We start from the raw sequence: 6,549 nt of genomic DNA on the forward strand, positions 1-6,549 counted from the left end.
CTTGGTTATAATGTGGGGGCCTCTGCTTTAACCGCCCATTCCAACGGTTTTCCATGCAAAATCTCGGTTTACAATACCCCCTTTTTGGTCCAGAAATCCAATGTCCCCACTGTCGGCAAACCATTCCAGCCTTGACCTTAACGGACACCTACCTCTGCAATCGCCATGGAGCCTTTGAAGTTAATCCCGACACGGAGGACCTAGTCCATTTGCAATCTGGAAGGCACTGGCGCTTTTGGCAGGGAGAATGGTACCGGCAACATACCCACCCCGACGGTATCCGCTTTGAAATTCATGAAGCCTTGGACCGTCTCTACACCGAAGGTTACCGGGCCACCAAGGTAATCATTGCCCACCGTTACTACGATTTGGTCAGCGTTTATCTGCAACGGCAAGGTAGCTGGCGTAATCCCGAAGACAGGGATAGTCCCCTACCCCGTCTTTACGGTCTGCCGGTGGAATTTAGCTCCCCAGGTACAGCGGATGATTGTTGGCGGGTAATTAACTTTGACCTGGAAAAGGAAAAAGGCATTCCCAAGCGCTATCCTTACTTTCGTTTGTTTGATTAGTTCGGTTAAAGTGGGCTGAACCAAGTCTTTCAACTTCCATTCAATCAGCGAACAAATCCAACGGGAAATAACCATAGGTGCCCGCCAGGGCTTCATCCTCCGTTTGGCAGGAAATCAACACCCCCCGGTAACTACCTTCGTAACTGGCCACATAAAATCGCAGGGATTGGCTTTGGCATTTCAAATAGACTGGCCCCTGGATAGTTTGTTCTTCCATGGCGATCGCCCCGTCGTAGTCCAGGGCCTGGAGATATTGTCCCAAGGCTGCTTCGGCACTGCTTTGGTCGTCGGCACAAATGCCAAAATTTTCCGTTTCGCTCTGGCCACAAATCCAGAGAATGGCCCGGCGTAGGTCATCCCGTTCTTGATCATTCTGGGGAATGCGGATTTCTAAACGACTGTAATCCTTTAACAGAGCCAACGGAGCAGAACCGGAACCATCCATACAAAATCCTATAAAACCTTGGAGAAAAAATTTCCCACCGCCCAGCCTACCATCGTTCGCCCCCTAATCTGGTGCAACTGAAACGGCGATCGTGGCGGATAATGGGAATATTTCCCTGGCGCCGCCTAAAATTCCACGGCCTTAACTATTATATTTAACTGCCCCTAATTTCAGCCCATTATGCAAACGTCTCCCCTTCCCCGTCGTACCAAAATTGTCGCTACCATCGGCCCTGCGACCCAAAGCAAGGAAGTGCTGAGACAATTAATCCAAGCCGGTGCCACCACTTTCCGCCTCAATTTTTCCCATGGGGACCATAGCTACCATCAACAAAGTATCCGTTTGATTCGTCAAATTGCTTTTGAATTGAACCAACCGGTGGGCATCTTGCAGGATTTACAGGGGCCCAAAATTCGGGTGGGCAAATTTTTGAATGATGCGGGTTCTGTACAACTGAAAAATGGTGACCCCTACATTCTTACCAGTCGCCCGGTAGAGTGTACTGAAATTATTAGTTCCATCAGCTATGAGCATTTAGCGGATGAAGTTCCCTCTGGGGCAAGGATTTTGCTCGACGACGGCAAACTGGAAATGCTAGTGGAGGAAATTGACCGGGTCAATCGGGATCTGCACTGTCGGGTAATTGTGGGGGGAACCCTTTCTAGCAATAAGGGGGTTAACTTCCCTGGGGTTTGTCTTTCCGTTAAGGCGATGACGGACAAGGATAAGGAAGATTTGATGTTTGGCCTTGACCAAGGGGTGGACTGGGTGGCCCTGAGCTTTGTGCGCAATCCCCAGGACATTGATGAAATTAAAGGTTTAATTGCGGCGGCGGGAAAATCAGTGCCGGTGATCGCCAAAATTGAAAAGCACGAAGCCATCAAGGATATGCAGGCGGTGCTGGAAAAATGTGATGGGGTAATGGTGGCCCGGGGGGACCTGGGGGTAGAACTGCCGGCGGAGGATGTGCCGATTTTGCAGAAAAAGCTCATTGCCACCGCTAACCGTTTGGGCATTCCCGTTATTACCGCCACCCAAATGCTGGACAGTATGGTTAACAGTCCCCGACCCACCAGGGCTGAGGTGTCCGATGTGGCCAATGCCATCCTCGATGGTACCGATGCGGTGATGCTTTCCAACGAAACGGCGATCGGGAAATTTCCTGTGGAAGCAGTGGCCATTATGGCCAAAATTGCGGAGCGCATTGAGCAAGAAGATATCAACCCTTCCCAGGCGGAAGCTAGCCGTACGTCCATCCCCAACGCCATTTCCAGTGCGGTCAGCCAGATTGCGGAAACCCTCAACGCCGCGGCCATTATGTCCTTGACTAAAACCGGCTCCACTGCCCGCCATGTGTCCAAGTTCCGCCCCAAAACCCCCATTCTGGCCGTTACTCCCCATGTGGACGTGTCCCGTCAGTTGCAATTGGTGTGGGGAGTTAAGCCTCTCCTAGTGTTAGATTTACCTTCCACCAGTCAAACGTTCCAAGCCGCCATTAACGTGGCCCAGGAAAACCATTTTCTCCGGGATGGGGACCTGGTGGTGATGACTGCTGGGACATTGCAGGGGGTGGCTGGCTCCACCGATTTAATTAAAGTGGAAGTGGTCAAGGCCATTCTCGGTCGGGGCGTAGGCATTGGCCAGGGGGCCGTCAGTGGTCGGGCTAGGGTAGCGGCGCATCCCCAGGCGATCGCCCAGTTTACCCAGGGAGAAATTTTAGTAGTACCTTCTACCAATGCTGACTGTGTGGAGATGATGCGACGGGCGGCGGGCATTATCACCGAAGAAGAAAGCCTAACCAGCCATGCAGCTATCATTGGTTTGCGGCTGGGGGTGCCAGTGATTGTGGGCTTTAAAGGAGCTACCCAAAAAATCCGGGACGGAGCCATTGTCACCATTGATGCCCAAAAAGGCTTGATTTATTCCGGGGCTTTACCCCCAGTGTCCAAGGGATAGGGACTGGTTCTGGGCCAAGGGGTAGGGCTAAAACGGGAGCCATCATCCCGATGGAGACCCAAATCCTATGGCCCCTGGACCAGTAACATTTTGGTAGAATCAACGGGGTTCTTTCCCCGACGTAGTTTATTCCTTTGCAGAAAAAATCTTCCCTTAAGTCCCGTTACTGGCTGTTAATCCCCTATATTCGTCCCCATCGGCGTACCATTGGGCTGGCTTTTCTTTGTACTCTGCTATTCACCGTTTTTTGGCCTATCCTCGCCTGGTTGGTGGGGCGCATGGCCAAATACATCGGCGAGGGGGATGTGCGCTCCATTTTGATTATGGCAGGGGTGGCGGCGGTGATTTTTTTGGTGCGGGGCATGGCCCAGTATGGTCAGGATACCCTAATGGCCAAGGCCGCTCTCAATATGGCGTTGACCCTGCGGGAAAAAACCTACGCCCATTTGCAGCGATTAAGCCTGAGCTATTTTGAGGAGGCAAAAACAGGAGACCTATCCTATCGACTCACCGAGGACATTGACCGCATTGGCGAGGTGGTGAACAAGTTATTTCACGATTTTGTTCCTTCGGCATTGCAATTGGTGGTGGTGTTCGGTTACATGTTTTATCTCAACTGGGCCCTCACCTGTGCGGTGTTGGTCATTGCCCCCCTCATGGCAGTGTTAATTGGCTTTTTTGGGGAACAGTTGTTGAAGTTCAGCCGCCGTAGTCAAACCCGAATTTCTAATTTGTCTTCTCTGTTGACGGAAACGTTGGGGGCCATCCGTTTAGTCAAAGCCTTTGCCGCCGAAGATTACCAATTGGATTTGTTCCGGGAAGAGGCTCAGCAACATCGGCGATCGCAGTTTTTGGCCGAACGCATGAAGGCATTGCAGTTTGTGGTGGTGGGATTTTTGGAAGCCATGGGGGTAGTGGTGTTGTTTTGCCTGGCGGCTTGGCAAATTTCCCTCGGTAATTTAACTGGCATTGAATTTATTAGCTACGTCACTGGGGTGGCCATGCTCATTGACCCCATTAGCCACATCACCAGCAATTACAATTTGTTCAAACAGGGGGAAGCCTCCGTTGACCGCATTTTTGAAATTTTTGCCCTGCAACCTTCGGTGGAAGATAGTCCCACCGCCGTGGCCATTGATCACCTGCAGGGGGCGGTGCATTATGAGAACGTCGATTTTGCTTACCTAGAAAATAAACCGGTTTTGAGTGGGATTAATTTACAGGCCGAGCCGGGGGAAATGATCGCCTTGGTGGGAGCTTCCGGGGCCGGTAAGAGCAGCTTGGTGAACCTATTGATGCGGCTCCATGACGTTACCGGTGGTTGTTTACGCATTGATGGCCATGCCATTGACAGCATTACTTTGAAAAGTTTGCGGGAGCAAATTGCCATTGTGCCCCAGGAAAATATTCTTTTTTCTGGCACGATCGCCCAGAATATTGCCTTTGGCAAAACGGACTTAGACCTAAAGGCCATTGAGGAAGCAGCTTGCATTGCCAATGCCCACCAGTTCATTACGGAGTTGAGCCAGGGCTATTACACCTATGTGGGGGAACGGGGAGTCACCCTGTCTGGAGGCCAACGTCAGCGCATTGCCATTGCCCGGGCAATTTTACGCAATCCCAGCATTTTAATTCTAGACGAGGCCACTTCAGCGTTGGATTCGGAGTCGGAAGCGTTGGTGCAGGAAGCTTTGGAGCGCATTGTCCAGCAAAGAACCGTGTTTGTCATTGCCCATCGCTTGGCCACGGTGCGTAAGGCCACCCGCATTGTGGTGTTGGAACGGGGGGAAATTGTTGAAATGGGTAGTCATCAGGAGTTAATGGCCCACCAAGGCCGCTACGCCCGTTTCCATGCCCAACAGTTTGCTTCCTAGACCGGAAAAGGTTGCTAGTTTTTGCCCCGTTGAGTAAGAAAATGTATCTGAAGAAACTTTATTTACGGGCCTTTCGCAATTACCTCGAAGAGGAGGTGGAATTTTCTGCTCAAAAAACCATTTTGGTGGGCAATAATGCCCAGGGCAAATCTAACTTATTGGAAGCAGTAGAACTATTAGCAACCCTAAAAAGTCATCGTACTAGCCGGGACCAGGAATTAGTTTTAGATGGGGCGGCCAGTGGTCAAATTAAAGCTTTACTGGAAAGACAATACAGTGTGGCGGAGTTGGAAATTGACCTGCGGCGATCGGGCCGGCGCAATCTACGCATTAATCAAAACCAATGCCGCCGCCAGTTAGATTTTTTGGGTTGTTTAAATGCAGTGGAATTTTCCTGTTTAGATTTAGATTTGGTCAGGGGCGCACCGGACTGTCGTCGCCAGTGGCTGGATACTTTATTAACCCAGCTAGAACCCCTCTATGCCCATATCTTGGCCCAATATCAACACATTGTTAAGCAGCGCAATGCTTTATTGAAAAGCCTCCGACAGCAGTGGGAAACGGGTCTAGCTTTGGGGGAAGAATTAAGCGCTTCGTTGGAACTCTGGGACCAACAGTTGGTGGAAATGGGCACTAGGGTGGCCCGCCGTCGGGCGAGGGGCTTGGCCCGGTTGGCTCCCCTGGCCCAAGAGTGGCATGGACGCATTAGCGGCGGCAATGAAACCCTTACTGTGACTTATCAGCCCAATGTGATCTGGGAAGGGGATGATCCTGCGGTAGTACACGAGGCTTTTTTGGCAAGATTGGCCCAACGGCGATCGGCAGAATTGCATCTGGGGGCAACGGTGGTGGGGCCCCATCGGGACGAAGTGGGGTTTGTCATTGATGAAACCCCGGCCAGAACCTATGGCTCCCAGGGACAACAACGCACCCTGGTGCTGGCATTGAAATTGGCCGAATTAAGTTTAATTGAAACGGTAATTGGGGAGCCGCCTCTGTTGTTATTGGACGATGTCTTGGCGGAGTTAGACCTCGATCGCCAGGGGCAATTGTTGATGGCCATTGAAGACCGTTTTCAAACCCTAATCACCACTACTCACTTAAATCGTTTTGATGACCGCTGGCGGCGATCGGCTCAAATTCTGCAGGTGAATGGGGGTCAACTAGAGGAACGATGGCCATCGGAAATTGACTAATGTTTGATGAACTGAGCCAGACTTGTTGAATATCGACAGAAAACTCAAACTACAGAAAAAATGACTGATGTACAACCTCTTCACCGACAAAGTACGAATTAACCATCCGCTTTAATGCCCCTATCGTCAGAAAATGGTGTAGTAACCATTGCCAAAAAACTTCGCAAAACGCTAAGATCAACTTGTGGTTAACCCCATAGTCGAGGAAAGCAGATGATGGCTGTCAACCCCATCTTGAGCAACGTTGCCTATGCACATCATCTCGAAAACTGCCCTGAAGCAATTCTGGGAAAAGCATCCAAATGCCAAAGCGAGCTTAACGGTTTGGTACAAAATCACCAGCCATAGCCACTGGAAACATTTAGATGATGTTCGTCAAACCGGGAGCATCCCACTTTTGCCCTGAGTATAAATGCTTAGTGATGTGAGTAGAGAAAATTGCTGTAAAAATAAGAAAAACAGGAAAAATCTATGACCCCAGAAGAAATTCAGCAGGCCAAGGACTATTT

Annotated in this window: 6 protein-coding genes; 5 read left to right on the forward strand and 1 reads right to left on the reverse strand. The window is 50.5% G+C overall.

Annotated features, from left to right (window positions below; all coding sequences use genetic code 11):
- The first annotated feature begins 53 nt into the window (after positions 1–53).
- Complete coding sequence (locus IQ217_RS04430) at positions 54–569, forward strand: TIGR02652 family protein (protein WP_190598844.1); 516 nt, start codon at positions 54–56, stop codon at positions 567–569.
- Positions 570–609: 40 nt separating this feature from the next.
- On the opposite strand, the gene IQ217_RS04435 is transcribed toward IQ217_RS04430, so the two are convergent.
- Positions 610–1,014: a DUF1824 family protein gene (locus tag IQ217_RS04435; protein ID WP_194019057.1), complete on the reverse strand. Its 405-nt coding sequence runs from the start codon at positions 1,012–1,014 to the stop codon at positions 610–612.
- A gap of 180 nt (positions 1,015–1,194) precedes the next feature.
- Here IQ217_RS04435 and pyk point away from each other — a divergent pair, with 180 nt between their 5' ends.
- The 4 genes from pyk to IQ217_RS04455 all read left to right on the forward strand — a co-directional run bounded on the left by pyk (position 1,195) and on the right by IQ217_RS04455 (position 6,446).
- Positions 1,195–2,970 (forward strand): pyruvate kinase, encoded by a 1,776-nt coding sequence (pyk, locus tag IQ217_RS04440; protein WP_190598846.1) that lies wholly within the window; start codon positions 1,195–1,197, stop codon positions 2,968–2,970.
- Positions 2,971–3,182: 212 nt separating this feature from the next.
- Positions 3,183–4,844 (forward strand): ABC transporter ATP-binding protein, encoded by a 1,662-nt coding sequence (locus IQ217_RS04445; protein WP_228017036.1) that lies wholly within the window; start codon positions 3,183–3,185, stop codon positions 4,842–4,844.
- 41 nt (positions 4,845–4,885) lie between these two features.
- Positions 4,886–6,040 (forward strand): DNA replication/repair protein RecF, encoded by a 1,155-nt coding sequence (gene recF, locus IQ217_RS04450; RefSeq protein WP_194019059.1) that lies wholly within the window; start codon positions 4,886–4,888, stop codon positions 6,038–6,040.
- A 250-nt stretch (positions 6,041–6,290) separates the two neighbouring features.
- The gene (locus tag IQ217_RS04455) at positions 6,291–6,446 is read left to right on the forward strand and encodes a type II toxin-antitoxin system HigB family toxin (RefSeq protein ID WP_228024290.1); all 156 of its coding nucleotides are present in this window, start codon (positions 6,291–6,293) and stop codon (positions 6,444–6,446) included.
- Positions 6,447–6,549 lie beyond the last annotated feature (103 nt).

It is taken from the genome of Synechocystis salina LEGE 00031, assembly GCF_015207985.1.
In the GTDB taxonomy this organism is placed as follows: Bacteria; Cyanobacteriota; Cyanobacteriia; order Cyanobacteriales; family Microcystaceae; genus Synechocystis; species Synechocystis salina.

Excerpts from the sequence above, each read along its gene's own strand:
- IQ217_RS04430 (WP_190598844.1), top strand. The coding sequence starts at position 54 with ATGCAAAATCTCGGTTTACAATACCCCCTTTTTGGTCCAGAAATCCAA.
- IQ217_RS04435 (WP_194019057.1), bottom strand. The coding sequence starts at position 1,014 with ATGGATGGTTCCGGTTCTGCTCCGTTGGCTCTGTTAAAGGATTACAGT.
- pyk (WP_190598846.1), top strand. The coding sequence starts at position 1,195 with ATGCAAACGTCTCCCCTTCCCCGTCGTACCAAAATTGTCGCTACCATC.
- recF (WP_194019059.1), top strand. The coding sequence starts at position 4,886 with ATGTATCTGAAGAAACTTTATTTACGGGCCTTTCGCAATTACCTCGAA.
- IQ217_RS04455 (WP_228024290.1), top strand. The coding sequence starts at position 6,291 with ATGCACATCATCTCGAAAACTGCCCTGAAGCAATTCTGGGAAAAGCAT.